Annotated in this window: 15 protein-coding genes; 11 read left to right on the plus strand and 4 right to left on the minus strand. The window is 72.1% G+C overall.

Going from position 1 to position 16,730, the window contains the following annotated elements:
* Nucleotides 1-305: 305 nt before the first annotated feature.
* Nucleotides 306-1,013, minus strand: coding sequence for a bifunctional DNA primase/polymerase (locus ACIHEI_RS00700; protein WP_392946740.1), 708 nt, complete (start codon nt 1,011-1,013; stop codon nt 306-308).
* A 255-nt stretch (nt 1,014-1,268) separates the two neighbouring features.
* Between ACIHEI_RS00700 and ACIHEI_RS00705 the strand changes: the two genes are divergently transcribed.
* Together ACIHEI_RS00705 and ACIHEI_RS00710 are read left to right on the plus strand one after the other, a co-directional pair.
* Nucleotides 1,269-2,645, plus strand: coding sequence for a transcriptional regulator (locus ACIHEI_RS00705; RefSeq protein WP_387638495.1), 1,377 nt, complete (start codon nt 1,269-1,271; stop codon nt 2,643-2,645).
* Between the two features lie 217 nt (nt 2,646-2,862).
* Nucleotides 2,863-4,023, plus strand: coding sequence for a hypothetical protein (locus ACIHEI_RS00710; protein WP_396605146.1), 1,161 nt, complete (start codon nt 2,863-2,865; stop codon nt 4,021-4,023).
* A gap of 199 nt (nt 4,024-4,222) precedes the next feature.
* On the opposite strand, the gene ACIHEI_RS00715 is transcribed toward ACIHEI_RS00710, so the two are convergent.
* A complete protein-coding gene (locus tag ACIHEI_RS00715) occupies nt 4,223-5,497 on the minus strand; it encodes an ABC transporter substrate-binding protein (RefSeq protein ID WP_396605147.1) in 1,275 nt (424 codons plus the stop codon).
* Between the two features lie 286 nt (nt 5,498-5,783).
* Here ACIHEI_RS00715 and ACIHEI_RS00720 point away from each other — a divergent pair, with 286 nt between their 5' ends.
* The 7 genes from ACIHEI_RS00720 (at nt 5,784) to ACIHEI_RS00750 (ending at nt 12,597) form a co-directional block, all read left to right on the plus strand.
* Entirely contained in the window at nt 5,784-6,224 is a 441-nt protein-coding gene (locus ACIHEI_RS00720; RefSeq protein WP_387638487.1) for a hypothetical protein, read from the plus strand.
* A gap of 113 nt (nt 6,225-6,337) precedes the next feature.
* Nucleotides 6,338-7,201 carry a formyltetrahydrofolate deformylase gene (gene purU, locus ACIHEI_RS00725; RefSeq protein WP_387638485.1) on the plus strand — a complete coding sequence of 288 codons (864 nt, stop codon included), beginning with the start codon at nt 6,338-6,340 and terminating at the stop codon, nt 7,199-7,201.
* A 354-nt stretch (nt 7,202-7,555) separates the two neighbouring features.
* Nucleotides 7,556-8,008: an ATP-binding protein gene (locus ACIHEI_RS00730; RefSeq protein ID WP_387638482.1), complete on the plus strand. Its 453-nt coding sequence runs from the start codon at nt 7,556-7,558 to the stop codon at nt 8,006-8,008.
* A gap of 381 nt (nt 8,009-8,389) precedes the next feature.
* Nucleotides 8,390-9,658 (plus strand): MFS transporter, encoded by a 1,269-nt coding sequence (locus ACIHEI_RS00735; protein ID WP_396605148.1) that lies wholly within the window; start codon nt 8,390-8,392, stop codon nt 9,656-9,658.
* Between the two features lie 125 nt (nt 9,659-9,783).
* Nucleotides 9,784-11,124, plus strand: coding sequence for an MFS transporter (locus ACIHEI_RS00740; protein ID WP_387865725.1), 1,341 nt, complete (start codon nt 9,784-9,786; stop codon nt 11,122-11,124).
* A gap of 127 nt (nt 11,125-11,251) precedes the next feature.
* Nucleotides 11,252-11,581, plus strand: a complete 330-nt coding sequence (locus ACIHEI_RS00745) for a DUF4229 domain-containing protein (RefSeq protein WP_387638475.1) — start codon at nt 11,252-11,254, stop codon at nt 11,579-11,581.
* Nucleotides 11,582-11,586: 5 nt separating this feature from the next.
* Complete coding sequence (locus ACIHEI_RS00750; protein ID WP_396605149.1) at nt 11,587-12,597, plus strand: LacI family DNA-binding transcriptional regulator; 1,011 nt, start codon at nt 11,587-11,589, stop codon at nt 12,595-12,597.
* A 4-nt stretch (nt 12,598-12,601) separates the two neighbouring features.
* Here the strand turns inward: ACIHEI_RS00750 and ACIHEI_RS00755 are convergent, their stop codons facing one another.
* Entirely contained in the window at nt 12,602-13,036 is a 435-nt protein-coding gene (locus ACIHEI_RS00755) for a GNAT family N-acetyltransferase (RefSeq protein WP_396605150.1), read from the minus strand.
* 43 nt (nt 13,037-13,079) lie between these two features.
* A complete protein-coding gene (locus tag ACIHEI_RS00760; RefSeq protein ID WP_396605151.1) occupies nt 13,080-14,270 on the minus strand; it encodes an MFS transporter in 1,191 nt (396 codons plus the stop codon).
* Between the two features lie 427 nt (nt 14,271-14,697).
* On the opposite strand from ACIHEI_RS00760, the gene ACIHEI_RS00765 reads away from it, so the two are divergent.
* Together ACIHEI_RS00765 and ACIHEI_RS00770 are read left to right on the plus strand one after the other, a co-directional pair.
* Entirely contained in the window at nt 14,698-16,014 is a 1,317-nt protein-coding gene (locus tag ACIHEI_RS00765) for a dicarboxylate/amino acid:cation symporter (protein WP_396605152.1), read from the plus strand.
* 120 nt (nt 16,015-16,134) lie between these two features.
* The gene (locus ACIHEI_RS00770) at nt 16,135-16,695 is read left to right on the plus strand and encodes a Uma2 family endonuclease (protein ID WP_387865722.1); all 561 of its coding nucleotides are present in this window, start codon (nt 16,135-16,137) and stop codon (nt 16,693-16,695) included.
* Nucleotides 16,696-16,730 lie beyond the last annotated feature (35 nt).

Below are 16,730 nucleotides of genomic sequence, written 5' to 3' on the forward strand. Positions count from 1 at the left end.
CCTCCCTCCCCCGACTCCCTCCCTGATCCCCTCCGGTCCCTCCCTGATCCCCTCCAGCCCCTCCTGCTGCCGCACTCGGCTTCCCCGACCGAACGCCCTCCCGGCAGTCCCCCACGCTCTCGGCCCGCCCGCTCCTTCCGTTTCTTCGACCCCGTGCCGACGCTGAGAATGATCCCCTCGGTCGACGCCGCCAATCCTTGAGCGCTGTCACCCGATCGGTTGGCTTGTCCCGCTGACCTGCGGGTATGACGACTTGTTTCCGGAAGATCGCGTTCCGAGCGGTCGGAGGCGTGGCGCGCGGTCGCTCAGTGCACCGCGGCGGCCTCCCGCTGCGCGGGGCGCGGGGCCGAGGGGTCGCGCCGGCAGGCGTACGCCAGCGGGCTGACCAGATCCACCACGTCCGGCAGCCACCGGTTCTGGGCCGTCGGCGGCCGGGCCCAGATCGCCGTCCCGCCGCGGCCGGAGAACCGGGACGGCGGGGCCACCATCCAATCGCCCTCGCCGCGCGCCACCAGGTCCAGCCCGCCCGAGGTGCAGCCGATCTGCCGCAGCAGCTCCGGCAGTTTGGCGACCGCGCCGGGCATCACCAGGAAGTGCAGCCGCCGCCCGCGCCGCCCCGCCGCGGCCGGCACCGAGACCACCGGGCCGAGCGGCAGCCCCATCCGCTCCATCCGGGCCAGCGCCAGGCAGCCCGCCACCTCCGGCACGTCCAGCACGTCGAACGCCCGCCCGGTGGGCAGCAGAATCGATGCTTCAGGGTGCTCCGCCCACCACCCGCGGACCACCGCGGACCCGACGGTGGCCAGCAGCCCCCAGTCGGCGCCGACGGGGTGTGCGCCGGGGAGCGCACAGCGCGGATCGCCGCAGGAGCAGCGGGTGAAACCGTCGTCATCGACCAGCCACGCCCCGGGGACCACCTCCCAGTGGCGGACCTCGGCACAGCGGACGGCTTCGGCCAGTAGCGACGGCGAGTCGGGTTCGGGGGATTGGGAGGCGTTGTCCACGTGGAGCACAACTACCGTCCGTGAGTGGGGGTTACGGGCCGCCGCCGAACGATTCGAACGGGGCGCACGTTGTCACCCGGGACGGTGATCCTGGTCGGAACCCCCCGGCGCGACAGGGGCGGTAACGGGCGCAGTGGGGGCGCACAGGGGCATTCAGCAGGGCGCGTGGGGAGTGGGTACGTCACCGTGGGTATTCCGCATGGTGTTGCACAGTCGTCGCCCTCCGGTCGGGTCCGGACGGCGTTGGGGAGGCGGAAAAATCCCATGGCCGCGAGACCGCTCGTCGCACGAGAGCCGAACGAACGTCTGCAGCAGCTGATCCAGGAGGCAGGCTGCTCCAACGCGGGCCTGGCCCGCCGGGTCAACCTCTGCGGAGCCGAGCACGGGCTCGACCTGCGATACGACAAAACGTCCGTCGCCCGCTGGCTGCGCGGGCAACAACCACGCGGGCAGGCGCCCGCCGTCATCGCCGAGGCCCTCGGCCGCAAACTCGGCCGCGGTGTCACCGTGGACGAGATCGGCATGGCCGACGGCAAGAGCCTCAGCTCCGCCGTCGGACTCCAGTTCGCGCCCAGCCTGGCCACCGCGCTGGAGCAGATCTGCGAACTGTGGCGCAGCGACGTCGGCAAGCGCGACTTCCTGGCCGGCACCACCGTCGCCGCGTCCGCCCTGGTCGAACCCAGCCGGGACTGGCTGATCACCCCGCCCGACCCGGTGGTCGCGCGGACCGGCGGCACCCGGGTCGGCCTCGCCGACGTGGCGGCGATCCGCGCCACCACCCAGATGCTGGTCGACCTCGACCACCGCTTCGGCAGCGGCCACGTCCGCCCCGTCGTGGTGCACTACCTCAACAGCGTGGTCTCCGGCTTCCTCGGCGGCTCCTACCGGGACGAGACGGGCCGTCAACTCTTCGGCGCCGTCGCCCGGCTGACGGAGCTGGCCGGCTACATGGCGGTCGACACCGGCCAGTCCGGCCTCGCCCAGCGCTACTACATCCAGGCGCTGCGCCTCGCCCAGGCCGCCGACGACCGCGGCTACGGCGGCTACGTGCTGGCCGCCTCGATGAGCCACCTCGCGGCGACCCTCGGCAACCCCCGGGAGATCGCCCAACTCGCCCGCGCCGCCCAGGAAGGCGCCCGCACGGTGGCCACCCCCACCGCGATGGCGATGTTCTACGCCGCCGAGGCCCGCGGCCACGCCCTGCTCGGCGACGCGTACGCCTGCGAGGCGGTCGCCGCGAAGGCGCTCGCCTCGATGGAACGCCGCAACCCCGCAGACGACCCGGACTGGATCGTGCACTTCGACGAGGCCTACCTGGCCGACGAGTTGGCGCACTGTCACCGGGACCTCCAGCAGGGCGAGCGGGCCGAGCACTACGCCCGCACCGCGCTCGAACTGCACCCCGCGCACCGGGTCCGCCGGCGCGCCGTCGACCTGGTGCTGCTCGCCACCGCCCAACTCCAGCAGCGCGACCTCGAACGCGCCTGCGAGACCGGCACCGAGGCGGTCCGGCTGCTCAGCGGGCTGCGCTCGAACCGGGGCGTGGAGTACCTGGACGACTTCCGCAGCCGGCTGGAGCCGTACCGGAGCCACCGGGCGGTACGCGAGTTCCACGCCCGGATGGACGGGGAGGCCGCGTAGCAGGTGGGGTGGCCGCGCAGCAGGTGGGGCGGGGTCGGCCGGTACAGGTGGGGACGATCGGGCTTCGTGAAGCAATAGCACAGAACAGCAGCCCACGTAGTCACCTGTGCCGGTGAACCGGTAGCGTGGCCTCGCAGTTGTGGTCCGTCGTCAGCAACCCGGCGGGGCAACCGAAAGGCCCGGGATCCCGGTGCCGTGCACAGGTGAGGTAATCGCGTTGAGCCAGCGCCGCTCGTATCCGAACTCCGGCGACTTCAATCTGGACGACCTGTTCCGGCCGGAACCCGCCACGGACGGTCAGGGCACCGGTACCCCGGTGCAGGCCGCCTCGCAGCCCCCGTACGCCCAGCCGCAGAACCCCGTTCCGCAGCAGCAGTCCGCCCCGCCGCTGGGGCAGAGCGGCAGCCCCGAGTACTGGGGCGGGCCGCAGCAGGCCGCGCCGGTCGCCCCGCAGGGGGACGTCGGGGCCACCCAGTACCTGCCGCCCTACCCGGCGGGCGACCCGTCCGTGGCGGCCGCGTCGAACGCGCAGACGCAGATCGGATTCCCGCAACAGGGCTACGCCGGCGGGACGTTCGGCGGGCAGCAGCAGTACGCGGCGCCCGCGCCCGCTCCCGCGCAGCCGAGCTACGGGGGTGCGTACGGGGCGGTCCCGCCGCAGCAGCAGGCGTACCAGGCCGCGCCGGAGGCCGGGTTTGGTGGATCGGGGAACGGCGGGTCGGGGAACGGCGGTGGCCGCAAGCCCAACACCAAGGTGCTGATCGGTGCGGGCGTGGCCGGTGTCGCGGTGATCGCGGTGCTGATCGGTGTGTTCGCCAGTGGTGGCGGCGACGACACCAAGAAGAGCCAGGCCAAGACCAAGAGTTCGAGCAGCCAGTCACCGTCCGCGCAGGCCGGTGGCGGCGGCGCGGACGGCGCCGTCGGCCCCGAGACCAAGGCGCAGGCGCAGGCGATGTCCGACCTGCTCGGCACCGCGAGCGCGAGCCGCACCTCGGTGGTCAACGCGGTTTCCGCCGTTGGCAAGTGCCAGGGTCTGCCGGACGCGCAGGCCGCGCTGACCGCGGCCGCCGCGCAGCGGCAGGACCTGCTGAAGAAGCTCGGCGACCTGAAGGTGGACCAGCTCACCGACGGTGGCAAGCTGGTCGAGCAGCTGCAGAAGGCCTGGCAGGCGTCCTCCACCGCCGACTCCGAATACGCCCTGTGGGCCGGGGACATGGTCGCGGGCTGCGACGGGGGCAAGGCGAAGGACAACGACCACTACCGCAACGGCAACACCGCGAGTGGCTCCGCCACGACGGCGAAGGAGCAGGCCTCGAAGCTGTGGGGCGCGATCGCGTCGAAGACGGGGCTGGCGGAGAAGGGCGCGACGGAGCTGTAGGGCGAGGGAAACCAGGGGCGCGGGGAACTGCGCGACAAGCGCAGGCCCGTCCGTTAGGTCGCGATCAAGTGCAGGTCATTGTCCTGCGTCGCGATCTTGCGGTCGGGTCCTTCCGCTTCGCGCAGTTCTCCCCCAGCCCTAGGGGGCTGGGAGGTGCCCCCACGCGCCCCTGCTTTCGCACCCGCCTGTTGCGCTGGGCCTATCCGGCCAGGATGTTGCGGACGTTGGTGAAGCCCTGGTGCTGTTCGACCAGGCGGCCGTTCTGGACCTGCTGGAAGGTGACGGAGGTGTTCACCAGGCGGGGGGAGTCGGCGGTGGGGAGCATGTTGGTGACGCCCCAGCCGAGGGGTGGGGTGGTGCCGGCGGTGTCGATGGGGTCGCCGCTGTCGAGGACGGTCTGCAGGGCCTTCGCGGTGAGTGGCCGGGTGGGGTCGATGCGGCCGGCGGCCTGGCGGAGGACGGTGTAGGCGACCCAGGTGGTCTGGACGCCGGGGTCGGTGACGTCGATGGTGGTGCCGTTGCCGTAGGTGCGGGCGGTGGCGCGCAGGTTGTCCCAGACGGGGGAGCTCTCGGCGGGGAACCAGCCGGTGGCGTACGCGCCGCGGAGCGGGCCGTTGTCGCCGCCGGTGGAGTCGACCACGGACTGCTGGAAGGAGCCGATGACCGAGGCGAGTTGGGTGTTCTTGGGGTTGGCGCGGCGGTAGGGGTCGAGCAGGTTGCCGGTGGGTTCGGCGCCGAGTGCGGAGAGTACGCAGTTGCCGGGGCGGTCGTCGCCGATGGCCCGCCGGGCGTAGGGGGCGTAGTCGGGGGACTTTTCGGGGGCCTTGATGTCGGTGACCTTGATGCTGGTCTGCTTGACGGCGGTGTTGAGGTAGCTGACCAGGGCGTCGCCGGCCCGGGTGTCGGGGCGGATCAGGGCGATCTGCTTGCAGCCGGCGTCGATCAGTTGGCGTCCGCTGCCGGCGACGAGGGCGGGGGTGCCGCCGTTGACCGGGTAGGACAGCGGGCTGCTGAACTCGGGGGTGGAGAGGCCGTATCCGCCGATGAAGGGGATGCCGGCGGCTTCCAGGACGGGGATGAAGTTGCTGCCGTACTGACTGGCGGAGCCGACCACGGCGACGGCGTGTGCGCCGACGGCCTGGTTGGCGCAGGCGGTGGCGCCGTCGGTGGTGTCGTGCTCGTTGCAGGTGAGGACGGTGACCTTGCGGCCGTTCAGGCCGCCGTGCGCGTTGAGGTCGCGGCCGATGGCTTCGGCGAGGGCCGTCATGCCGGGGCGGTCGGCGGCGCCGGTGCCGGACGGGGCGAAGGTCATCACGGTGACGTCCCGGCCGGTGGCGTCGGCGGCGGCGGGGCCTCCGCAGGCCGTGGTGGAGAGCAGGGCGGGCAGCGCCAGGCCGGCGGCGAGGGCGGCGGTGGTGCGGTGGTGGCGGCCGCTGACGGCGGGTTTCGGGCGGGGGGTTCCGTTCCGCGTCATGGTGCTCTGTTCCTCCCTGGAGATGCTGCGGGGACTGACCCGTGCTTCTTTGCGCAGGTTCGGCGCGTCCAGCGTGGTGGGGGCTGCGCACGGCGAGAGGGACGTGATGTGAACGGTCCGTCAACGGGGGAGGAACACGGGGTGCGCGGGTGTGATGACGTCGCGTGTGGAGGGCGACCGGCCGGGGAACGTACGATCATCTCCCGTGTCCGACAGCGTGGATTCTCCGTACCGTTCTGCCCGAAACTCTTCTCGAACGGGCGGCCGCTCCAGCACGATGGGCGTCATGCCCCTGACTGACGTGCCCTGGTGGCGCTGGCGCGCCCGGATCCGTTCGGCGTTGCACATGCTTTCCGACCCCGGCTTCCAGCGGATGGCCTGGCTGGAGGGGCAGGGCGACTACGGGGATCTCCACGACGCGGTGTACCGGCTGGTCGAGGACAGCTGGCTGGACCGGTGGAAGGCGGCGGAGAAGTACGTCGGCTCGGTGTTCCGGGACTCCGCGGAGGCGGTCGCGGTGGACGCGGCGGTGCTGCGGGTGCTGCGGATCGTGAGCCAGGTCGGCGAGTATGCCCCGGCGGCCGTCTACCTCGGGCACCCGGACTGGCCGGAGGCGGTGCGGGCGGCGCGTGAGGCGCACCACCTGCTGGCCGTCAACGACGGTACGGACCCCGACCTGCCGCCGTCCACGCCGGCCGAGCTGCGGCAACTGACCGCGCACCGCTGAGCGGTGGGGGTGGCGCGCAGTCTCGGGTGGCGGGCGGTGGCCGCAAGGCGGGCGGATTTGTGCCAGGCTGGGCGATCCGTCCGCACCAGAGCCGAGAAACGGGACCCCGCGACATGGAAGAGACCGCCCACTCCCAGTACGTTCTGACGCTGTCCTGTCCCGACAAGCAGGGCATCGTGCACGCGGTCTCCAGCTATCTGTTCATGACGGGCTGCAACATCATCGACAGCCAGCAGTTCGGCGACGCCGGTACCGGGCTGTTCTTCATGCGGGTGCACTTCTCGGCCGAGCAGCCGGTGACGGCGGAGAAGCTGCGGGCGTCGTTCGCGGCGGTCGGCGCCTCGTTCCGGATGGACTGGCAGATCCACGAGTCCGCGGAGCGGATGCGGGTGCTGTTGATGGTCTCGAAGTTCGGCCACTGCCTGAACGACCTGCTGTTCCGCACCCGGATCGGGGCGCTGCCGGTGGACATCGTCGGGGTGGTGTCCAACCACACCGACTTCCGCGAGCTGACCGAGTCCTACGGCGTCCCGTTCCACCACCTGCCGGTCACCAAGGACACCAAGGAGCAGGCCGAGCAGCAGCTGCTGGACCTGGTCGAGCAGGAGCGGGTCGAACTGGTGGTGCTGGCCCGCTACATGCAGGTGCTGTCGGACGGGTTGTGCAAGGAGTTGTCCGGCCGGGTGATCAACATCCACCACTCGTTCCTGCCGAGCTTCAAGGGCGCCCGGCCCTACCACCAGGCGCACGCCCGCGGTGTGAAGCTGATCGGCGCGACCGCGCACTACGTCACCGCCGACCTGGACGAGGGTCCGATCATCGAGCAGGAGGTCGCCCGGGTCACCCACGACGTGACGCCGGAGCAGTTGGTGGCGCTCGGCCGGGACGTCGAGTGCCAGGCGCTGGCCCGTGCGGTGAAGTGGCACAGCGAGCGGCGGGTGCTGCTGAACGGCACCCGTACCGTGGTGTTCGCCTGACGAATGCTCGGCGGGCGCCGTTCGAGCGCCCGCTGGACATTTGTGGGAAGGGTGGTTCGCTCGTGGCGGCCCGGTGATGACGGGGCGTGGGGAGTACGGTCGGGAGTACCCGCGGTGGCGGTGCCGCCGACCGGTCGTGCGAACCCCGGCAGGGTGAGCGGGACAGTATGCACCGAGACATCCCCCGAACGCTGGAATATGCCCGAAGCTCTTGCTGCGACCCGGTCCCGGAATCATTCTGGGGCGTATTCGTGTCGATGCCATGGGCAGTGCGGATCGGCGGCCTCCACGAGGCGCGGCCGACCGGACCGGCGGGATCAAGCGGGCCGAATACCGAGTGCGGGTGGTGGAACGGTGCAGGTACTTCAGGTACAGCTGGCGGTCCAGGCGGACCCGGCGGAGGTCTCACGAGCCCGGCGCTGGGTGCGGGCCCGGTTGGAGGCCGGCGGTCTCGACCCGGACTCGCCGGTTGCCGAGACGCTGGTGCTGGTGGTCTCCGAACTGGTCACCAACGCGGTGGTGCACACCGGTTGTCCGGCGGTGCTGCGCCTGCTGATGCCGGCCGGTCCGGACGCCCCGCCGGGGGTCCGGGTGGAGGTCGCGGACGCCAGCTGCGCCGCCCCCGCCCCCCGGCACGCCGGGGCCGACGCGGAGGCCACCAACGGGCGCGGCCTGGAGCTGGTGGAGCTGCTGTGCGAGCGCTGGGGCTGGTACCCGGACGGCTCCGGCAAGCGGGTGTGGTGCGAGATCGGCCCGGTGGCGGCGGTGTGCGAACGGGCGGCGCAGCCGGTCGCTTCGGCGCGCTGAACGCCTGTCGGCGGGTCCGGGCGCGCCACGCGTGCGCTGTCCGCGCTCCGGGTGATCCATCTGAATTTCGGACAACCCATTGACGTGACGTATCCGACTGATCACTCTTGGGTGCGGCGTTCCGTTGCGAGGGGACGCCGAGGGAGCCCGGGCGGTGCCGACACTCAGGGGGTCGTTGGCCGCATCCGCCCGGAACCTCGGCGAAATCGGGACGCCCGGCGTCACGGCTTCAGGGCCCGGACGCAGACCCGGACGACAGCCCGCGGTGCCGTGCTCGGGGCGCGCACGGCGGGCTGTCGTCCGGTCAGTTGCCGGTCGGACGCCGCATCGTGATCCAAAAGCACTGGCAAACGGTGGTGGTCTACACCAAAACTGTGGGTCGTGACCGCACCAGAACTCGATACTGCCTCCACCGCGCGCGTCAGTACCCCCGCCGAACCCGCCATCTGGTCGGGCAATTTCCGGCTCTACTTCACCGCCCGCTCGGCCGGCCTGCTGAGCGACGCGATGCTCCCCGTGGCCGTCACCACCGGACTGCTGACCAGCGGGCACTCGGCCTCCACGGTCGGCTACGCGATGGCCTTCCTGCTCGCCCCGTTCGCCGGCCTGGTCCTGATCGGCGGCGTCCTCGCGGACCGCTTCACCGCCCGGCGGCTGATGATCTCCGCCGACCTGCTCAACCTCACCACCCGGGTGCTGCTCGCGGTGCTGTTCTTCCGCGGCGTCGACCAGCTCTGGCAGCTCTACCTGCTGCTCGCGCTGGCCGGCACCGCCGCCGCGATGTTCCAGCCGGGCGCCGCCTCCACCGTCCCGCTGGTGGCCCGCGACGTGCAGGGCGCCAACGGCATCCTGCGGATCTCCGAGGCGCTCACCGTCCTCGCCGGGCCGCCGCTGGCCGGCCTGCTGGCCGCCGCCTCCACCGGCTGGGTGATGGTCATCGCCGGCGTGATGTACGCGATCAGCGCCAGCTCGCTGCTGGTGCTGCGGCTCGGCCCCGTCCCCGCGCCGCCGCCCGGCGACAGCCTGTGGAAGAACCTGGTCGAGGGCTGGCACGAGTTCCGCTCCCGCAGCTGGATGTGGGGCGTCATCGTGATCTGGATGATCTTCACGGTGCTCTCCTGGGGTCCGCTCACCCCGCTGCTCGGCTCGCTGGTGGTGCCCGCGCACGGCGGCACCGTGTTCGGCATCCTGAACGGCATGTTCGGCGCCGGCACCGTGATCGGCGGACTGATCGCGATTCGGGTCAAGCCCGTCCGTCCGCTCGCCGCCGGTGCGTTCGCCCTCCTGGCCTTCCCGCTCCAGCAGTTCGCCCTCGCCTTCGACCTGCCCTGGCCGGTGCTCGGCGCGGCGATGCTGATCTCCGGCATCGGCATCAGCTTCTGGGGCGTCATGTGGGCCACCAGCGTGCAGACCCAGGTGCCCGGCGAGGTGCTCAACCGCATCCACGCGTACGAAGTGGCCGGCTCCGTCTGCATGTTCCCGCTCGGCTCCGCGCTCGCCGGACCCGCGATGGAGACCTTCGGCGCGCAGCGCGTCCTGGTGGTCGGCGGCATCGTCACCGTACTGACCGCCACCGCCCTGCTGCTCAGCCCGCCCATCCACGGCCTGCGCAGGGTCCCCGACGGCGGGCCGGTCGCCGGCGGGCACTGACGTCGCGGCCGCCCGGACGGCGGCTCTCGGGTCGTCCGGAGCTCGACGGGAGTCGTCCGGATCTCGATGGGAGATGGCAGCAAACCCCGTCGTGCGGGCGGGGCCGGGAACCGCAGACTCGGCGGGTGAACGAACTCACCACCACGCCCGTCGCCGACCCGGCCCCGCCACGGCCCGCCCCGCGCCTGCACTACGCCTGGATCGTCGCAGCCGTCTCGCTGGTCGTCCTGGTCGGCTCCGCCGGATTCCGCTCCGCGCCAGGCCTGATGATGGACGCCCTGCACAACGAGTTCGGCTGGTCGCACGCCACCATCTCCAGCGCCGTCTCCGTCAACCTCACCCTCTACGGCCTCACCGCCCCGTTCGCCGCCGCCCTGATGGACCGCTTCGGCGTCCGGCTGGTGGTGGTCTGCGCACTGCTCACCATCTCCGTCGGCGCCGGACTCACCGTCCTGATGACCGCCTCCTGGCAGCTGATCCTCTGCTGGGGCGTCCTGGTCGGACTCGGCAGCGGCTCGATGGCCGGCGCGTTCGCCACCACGATTTCCGGACGGTGGTTCCAGGCGCGGCAGGGACTGGTGACCGGCGTGCTGACCGCCGCCGGCGCGGCGGGCAACCTGATCTTCATGCCGGTGCTCGCCGCGCTCGTCGAACACCAGGGCTGGCGGACGGCGGTGGTGGTCGTTTCGCTCGCCGCCACGGCCGTCGCCGTCCCCGTACTGATCCTGATGCGCGAACGCCCCGCGGACCTCGGGCTGCTGCCGTACGGGGCCACCGAGGCTCCCGCGCCGCCGGTGGTCGACGGCTCGGCGATCGCCCGCTCCCTGCGAGTGCTGCGCGGGGCCACCCGCAGCCGGGCGTTCTGGCTGCTCGCCGCCTCCTTCGCGATATGCGGTGCGACCACCGCCGGTCTGGTCGGCACCCACTTCATCCCCGCCGCCCACGACCACGGCATGCCCGTCACCACCGGGGCCTCGCTGCTGGCGCTGATCGGGGTCTTCGACGTGGTCGGGACGATCGCGAGCGGGTGGTTCACGGACCGGTTCGACTCCACGCGGCTGCTGATCGCCTATTACGGTCTGCGGGGTCTCTCGCTGGTGCTGCTGCCGTCGCTGTTCGGGGAGAGCCTGCGGCCGCCGATTCTCGCCTTCGTCGTTTTTTACGGGCTGGACTGGGTGGCGACCGTGCCGCCGACCGTTGCGCTGTGCCGGCGGCACTTCGGGGCGGATGCGCCGATCGTTTTCGGGTGGGTGCTGGCGGCGCACCAGGTGGGGGCGGCGATCGTTGCCGGGCTGGCCGGGTTGGCTCGGGACAGCTTCGGGAACTACGACGCGACTTGGTACGCGGCGGGGGTGTTGTGTGTGGTGGCGGTGGGGTGCTGTCTGGCGCTTGCAGGGCGGACATTCAGGGGCTCGGGGAACGGCGAGGCCGAGCTGCGAGTGGTCGGGGACAGCGGGGGGTCGTGACTGCGGCGGGCCTCAGGCCCTGGCGGGGCTCCCTCTGCGCTTGAAAGATGTGAGGTCGTGCTTCACTGGGAGGGCCATTACCCCCTCGTGCCCTGTGGTGCGACCCGGCAGTGAAGGACGATCCCCGGTGAGCAGCAAGATCAACGCGACGCTCCGCTACACCTCGCTGCGGGCGAGCATCTTTCTGGCCTGCCTGCTGGTCGCGTTGCTGCTGGCCCATTTCGGGGTGATTCCGGTGGTCGGTGACCTCGGGCTGATCCTGCTGTTCGCGCTGGCGATGGTGGCGTCCTCGGCGATCAGCTACGTGGTGCTGAGCAAGCAGCGGGACGAGATGTCGGCGCAGATCGCGAACCGGATCGACAACCGCAAGGCCCGCTCCGTCGTCCGGGACGCCGCCGAGGACGAGGCGGACGACGCGGCCCGGGCCGCTGCCGCCCGGCAGGCGCAGGCCGGCTGACCGGCGTGTCGGACTCCGGGTCCGGCGAGGGGGCGCGGCGGCGGCCGACCGGGCGGGACGTGGCCCGGCTGGCGGGGGTGTCGCAGGCGACGGTCTCGCTGGTGTTCTCCGGCAGCGCCGGGCACCGGGTCTCGGACGCCACCCGTCAGCGGATCACCGATGCCGCCCGGGAGCTGGGCTATCGCCCGCAGGCGGCCGGCCGGCAGTTGCGGTTGGGCCGCAGCGGCATGGTGCTGCTGACGGTGCCGAACCTGCTCGGCCCGTTCTTCGGCCGGGTGCTGACGGGCGTGCACGAGGAGGCGGCCCGGCACGGTCTTTCGGTGGTGGTCTCCAGCGGCTGGGACGCGGCGACGCTCGCCGAGGCCGCGGCCGCGGGCCGCTTCGACGGCATGCTGATCTGCTCCCCGGACGACAAGCAGCTCGGGGGGCTGCCCGCCGACACGGCGGCGGTGTTCCTGGACGCCGACCCGGCGGCCAACCCCGGCCGCCCCACCGTCGAACTGGACCTGACCGCGGGCATGCGGGCCGCCGTCGACCACCTGGCGGCGCTGGGGCACCGGCGGATCGGCTACCTGCGTTCGGTGCACTCGGCGTACACCTTCCGGGTCCGGCAGGCGGCGTTCGCGGCGGCGGCCGTGGAGCTGGACGTGCAGGAGCGGGCGGTCAGCCTGAACGAGGGCAACCGGGAGGCGGCGCGGGCGGCCCGGGAGCTGCTGGCCGGGCCGGACCGGCCGCGCGCCGTGGTGTGCGACGACGACGTGGTGGCGTCCGGGCTGTACCAGGCGGCGAACGAGCTGGGGCTGCGGATCCCCGGCGACCTGTCGGTGGTCGGCATGGACAACATTCCGGTGGCGGAGCTGCTCAGCCCGCCGCTGACCACCGTCGATCTGCCGGGGGAACAGCTCGGCCGGACCGGCCTGGCCACCCTGGTGGCCCTGCTGGGCGGTGAACTGCCGTCACCGGCCGACCCGTTGGCGACCACGCTGGTGGTGCGGCGGTCCACGGCGCCGGCCTGAGCGGCTACTGCTCGCCGAGCACCATCCACTTCTCCGGTAGCGCGAGCGGGTTGAACCCGACCTTGGCGTACACCTCGTGCGCGTCCCGGGTGGCCAGCATCAGGCGGCGCAGTCCGAGTGCGGCCAGCTCGTCGCGGACGGCGGCGGTCAGCGCGGTGCCCAGGCCCAGGCCGCGGGCCGGCGGGGCGATGTACACGTCGCACAGCCAGGCGAATGTGGCCTGGTCGGTGACCACCCGGGCGTAGCCCACCTGGGCGCCGGAAGTCTCTTCGTACAGGCCGAAGTTGAGGGAGTGGTCGATCGCCCGGTCCTGCTTCTCGCGGGGCCGGCCGAGGGCCCAGTAGGCGTCCTCGGAGAGCCATTGGTGCACCGACTCCCGGTCGAGGAGCGCCGGATCGGTGGAGACCGTGTAGCCCGCGGGCAGCTGGAAGTTCGTCATGCGGCGCATCCAAGCAGGCCGCGGGCGGTGCGGGCGAGCGGTTTCAGGCGGCCAGCGCGACCTGGGCGGGGCGCAGCCGGTGGCGGGTGGTGAGGAGCAGCAGGCCGCCGAGGGCGGAGCCGGCGACGGCGCAGAGGGCGACGGCGCGCAGGGAGGTGTCGACCAGTGCGCCGGAGACGGCGTAGCCGGCCGCGTTGCCGGTGGCGAACAGGGTGATCAGCCAGGCGAACGCCTCGGTGACGGTGCCGGCCGGGGCGAGTTCGGCGACCAGGATGAACGCGGCGGCCAGCAGCGGGGCCAGGCCGAGGCCGGAGAGGAACGCGAGCGCGGCCATCGGCAGGGGGCCGGGCAGGAGCAGCAGCGGCAGGTAGCCGAGGGCCATGCCGAGCGCGAGTATCCAGGTGCGGGTGGCGGTGTCGGCCTTCCAGGTGGCGGCGCCGTAGCCGAGCGCGCCGAGCAGGCCGGCCAGTGCGGCCAGTGCCAGCAGGGTGCCGGCGCCGCCGGGCAGGCCGCCCGGGTGGCGTTCGGCGTAGGCGATGAACAGCACGTTCTGCGCGCCGACCGCCCAGCCGGTGCCGGCCAGGCCGAGCAGCAGGAGGACCAGGCCGGGGGAGCGCAGCGGGCCGAGCAGTCCGGCGGATTCGGCGCGCGGCGGGGCCTGCCAGTGGCGGGCGGGGGCGGTGGTGGCGACCACCAGCGAGCCGAGCAGGCCGAGCGCGGCGGCCGTCCACAGGGCTGTGGACGGCGAGAACGCGGCGGCCAGCCCGGCGACGGCCAGCGGTCCGGCGACGTACAGGATCTGCTGGGAGGCGGAGTCGAAGGCGTACGCGGTGTCGAGCTGCTTCTCCTCGACGACGTCGGGCCAGAGGGAGCGCAGGCAGGGTTCCAGCGGCGGCATGCACAGGCCGGCGATCGCGGCGCCGAGCGGGGCGGCGACGGGGGAGCCCGGGGCGAGTGCGAGCAGCGCGTAGCCGCCGCCGGCCAGGGTGGCGGAGACGAGCAGGACGCGGGGCTGGCCGGTGAGGTCGACGATCCGGCCGAGGACGGGGCCGCCGATCGCGGCGGCGATCGCGTACGCGGCGGTGGCCAGGCCGATCCGGCTGTACGGGGTGCCGGCCTCGCGCAGGGCGAGGGCGATCACCAGTGCGGTCATGCCGGCGGGGAGTCGTCCGATCAGGGTGCCGACCAGCAGCCGGGTGACGTGCGGGGCGCGGAGCAGTGCGGCGTAGCCCATGGGCGTCCTTCTGGCGAGGTCTCGGTGAAGCCTCAAGTTATACGTATAACCAGAGGGGCGTCAAAGCTGCAGGCCGTGGGCCGTTCGGGCTGATGATCCGTCAGTGAAGGGTGGTTCGAGAACGATCTCAAACAAGTACTTTGAACATCTCAAAGGTTTGTTGCTAATCTACGGGGCATGACCACCGCAGACGCCGCGCGCCAGACCGGGACGAGCACCCCGCTCATGTCCCGCTGCCCGCGTCTGCCCGGTGCCGTGGACGGCCCGTGCCGCTGTCGCTCCGGCGGCTGTATGCGGGCGGCACGCCGCTCCTGACGCGCTGACAGCTCCGCTGTCGGCTCCCGGGTCTCCCCACCCGGCCCGCGTCCGGCGTGCCGCCGCCTCCGCCCCTCACCCCACCCCCGCACCTCACCGGAGTCGCACACCCATGTCCACCGCGCCCGCGCCCGCGCCCACCCTGCTGGGACGCATCCGACGCACCCCGTTCTGGGTCCAGATCGTCGGCGGCCTCGTCCTCGGCCTGCTGCTCGGCTGGATCGCCCGGTCCGGCGACGTGTCCTGGCTGAAGACCACCCTCGACACCATCGGCAAGACCTTCGTCCAGCTGCTCAAGCTGGCCGTCCCGCCGCTGGTCTTCACCGCGATCATCGTCTCGGTCGCCAACCTGCGGAACGTCACCAACGCCGCCCGGCTCGCCGTCCGCACGCTGTTCTGGTTCCTCGCCACCTCGCTGATCGCGGTCGCCGTCGGCCTCGGCCTCGGCCTGCTCACCGACCCCGGCAAGGGCGCCAACCTCTCCACCGCCGGCGTCAAGGGCGTGGAGAAGGGCGGCAGCTGGGTCGACTTCCTGACCGGCATCATCCCGACCAACATCGCCGACGCCTTCCTGAAGGTGAACGTCCTTCAGATCGTCTTCCTCGGCGTGGTCGTCGGCGCGGCCCTGCTCAAGCTCGGCGACAAGGCCGAGCCGGTCCGCAAGCTCTCCGAGGCGATCCTCGAACTCGTCCAGACCGCCCTGTGGTGGGTCATCCGGCTCGCCCCGCTCGGCACCCTCGGCCTGATCGGCAAGTCCGTTGCCGTCTACGGCTGGGACCTGCTTAAGCCCTTCTCCACCCTGACCATCGACGTCTACGTCGGCTGCGCGATCGTCATGTTCGGCGTCTACTCGCTGCTGCTGCGCTTCGTCGCCGGTCTCAACCCGCTGAACTTCTTCAAGGGCGCCTGGCCCGCGATCCAGCTGGCCTTCGTCTCCCGCTCCTCCGTCGGCACCCTGCCGGTCACCCGCCGCGTCACCGAGCGCCTCGGGGTCCCGTCCGAGTACGCGTCGTTCGCCGCGCCGTTCGGCGCGACCACCAAGATGGACGGCTGCGCCGCGATCTACCCGTCGCTCGCCGCGATCTTCGTCGCCCAGGTGTACGGCATCGACCTCGGCATCAAGGACTACCTGCTGATCGCCTTCGTCTCGGTGATCGGCTCCGCGGCCACCGCCGGCCTCACCGGCGCGATCGTGATGCTCACCCTGACCCTCTCCACCCTGGGCCTCCCGCTGGAGGGCGTCGGCCTGCTGCTGGCCATCGACCCGATCCTCGACATGATGCGCACCGCCACCAACGTGGCCGGTCAGGTCGTCGTCCCGATCCTGGTCTCGGCCCGTGAGAAGACCCTCGACCTCACTGCCTACAACCGCCCCACCGGCGACCTCCTCACCGAGGACCGTCCCGCCGCGGTTCCGGCCGCCGCCTGACACACACCCTGCCCGACGGCCCGCACCCCCCTGGGGGTGCGGGCCGTCGCTCGTTGGGGTGAGATTCCTTTGGGACGAGCAGGGACGATCGGTAGCGTGGAGCCGACGAAGGAGGGGTCGATGAGTGCTCTGCCCAGCGAACTGCCGTACAACTCGGTCGATCCGGAACAGGCCCTGAAGTACGCGATCCAGCATCACGCCGGTGAACGCGTCCAGATCATTGAGGGGGTAATCGAGCCGATGGCACCGGGGTGGGACCACGAGGCGATCGCCAGTCATGTGCGCCGCCAACTGAACGACAAGGTCCACGCGCTCGACTGTGTGATGGGCGCGGGCGATCTCGATCTTCCAGGGTCCAGCAACTGGTTCATCCCGGACGTGGCCGTCGTACCCACCCCGTTGGCCAAGGGCAGCGGCGCACTGCTCCCCGACCAGACCTTGCTGGTGGTCGAGGTGACGTCCGACTCCAACGGCGACACCGACCGGGTGGTGAAGCGGCGGCGGTACGCCGAGTACGGGGCTCCGCTCTATCTGCTGATCGACCGCCGGGACCGGGCCTGCACGCTGTTCTCAGAGCCTGGCCCGCTCGGGTACACCCGGGCGATCGGCCCGCTGCCCTTCGGGGAGCCGGTCGAACTGCCGGAACCGTTCGGGCTGCGGCTGGACACCTCGGACTTCTGACCGCCCGACGGCCCGCACCCCTTTCCGGGGGTGCG

This window comes from Kitasatospora sp. NPDC051984, assembly GCF_044593455.1.
GTDB lineage: Bacteria > Actinomycetota > Actinomycetes > Streptomycetales > Streptomycetaceae > Kitasatospora.

Excerpts from the sequence above, each read along its gene's own strand:
- ACIHEI_RS00765 (WP_396605152.1), top strand. The coding sequence starts at position 14,698 with ATGTCCACCGCGCCCGCGCCCGCGCCCACCCTGCTGGGACGCATCCGA.
- ACIHEI_RS00755 (WP_396605150.1), bottom strand. The coding sequence starts at position 13,036 with ATGACGAACTTCCAGCTGCCCGCGGGCTACACGGTCTCCACCGATCCG.
- ACIHEI_RS00705 (WP_387638495.1), top strand. The coding sequence starts at position 1,269 with ATGGCCGCGAGACCGCTCGTCGCACGAGAGCCGAACGAACGTCTGCAG.
- ACIHEI_RS00760 (WP_396605151.1), bottom strand. The coding sequence starts at position 14,270 with ATGGGCTACGCCGCACTGCTCCGCGCCCCGCACGTCACCCGGCTGCTG.
- ACIHEI_RS00720 (WP_387638487.1), top strand. The coding sequence starts at position 5,784 with ATGCCCCTGACTGACGTGCCCTGGTGGCGCTGGCGCGCCCGGATCCGT.
- purU (WP_387638485.1), top strand. The coding sequence starts at position 6,338 with ATGGAAGAGACCGCCCACTCCCAGTACGTTCTGACGCTGTCCTGTCCC.
- ACIHEI_RS00715 (WP_396605147.1), bottom strand. The coding sequence starts at position 5,497 with ATGACGCGGAACGGAACCCCCCGCCCGAAACCCGCCGTCAGCGGCCGC.
- ACIHEI_RS00770 (WP_387865722.1), top strand. The coding sequence starts at position 16,135 with ATGAGTGCTCTGCCCAGCGAACTGCCGTACAACTCGGTCGATCCGGAA.